The following is a 686-nucleotide window of genomic DNA, read 5'->3' on the forward strand; positions in this document are numbered from 1 at the left end:
ATCAGATCCTTTTTGTGATCGCGTTTATCGGTTTCGTAGGTTTCGCCGGTCAGAGCCAACTTCAGCCCATAGGCACCCACTAACAGGTACGGGATCAGGGTCAGGGAGCTGGTCAGTTCGAGCGCCAGTTGGAAGGCGTAATCGCTAAACAGCGTCAGGATCAAAAATACCTGAATGGTGATGTTGGTCAGCCAGACGGCGGAAGAGGGCACCGCATTACGGTTTTCGGTGGCAAACACCTTCGGCATACTCTTGCTTTTCGCGGCGGAAAACAGCACTTCTGCCGCCAGCAAAGACCAGGAGAGGTAAGCACCCAGCACCGAGACAATCAGACCCACGCTGATGAAGATAGCCCCCCAGCGTCCGACAATAGCCTCCAACACGCCCGCCATCGAAGGTTGACGCAGCGCCGCTAGATCGGGACGGAGCAGCACGCCATAAGACAGCATGGTGATCAGCACCAACAGACACAGCACGCCGATGAACCCCAGCACGGTGGCAATCCCCACGTGGCTGCGTTCTTTGGCGTAGCGGGAATAGACGCTGGCACCTTCAATCCCCAGGAAGACGAATACCGTCACCAGCATGGTGCTACGCACCTGGCTGAATAGGGATTCGGGTTCTGCGGCAGGGACGATGGCGGCGGCGGCATGGCCTACATAGCCGTAGTCGTTAAGATGAGATAA

Annotated in this window: 1 protein-coding gene; it reads right to left on the reverse strand. The window is 56.9% G+C overall.

Features of this window, described 5'->3' with window-relative positions; all coding sequences use genetic code 11:
- Positions 1–686 (reverse strand): amino acid permease (locus U869_RS0128535; RefSeq protein WP_025123677.1); only part of this gene is annotated, 686 nt, incomplete at both ends.

The sequence above is a fragment of the Serratia sp. H1w genome (assembly GCF_000633355.1).
Taxonomy (GTDB): Bacteria; Pseudomonadota; Gammaproteobacteria; order Enterobacterales; family Enterobacteriaceae; genus Chania.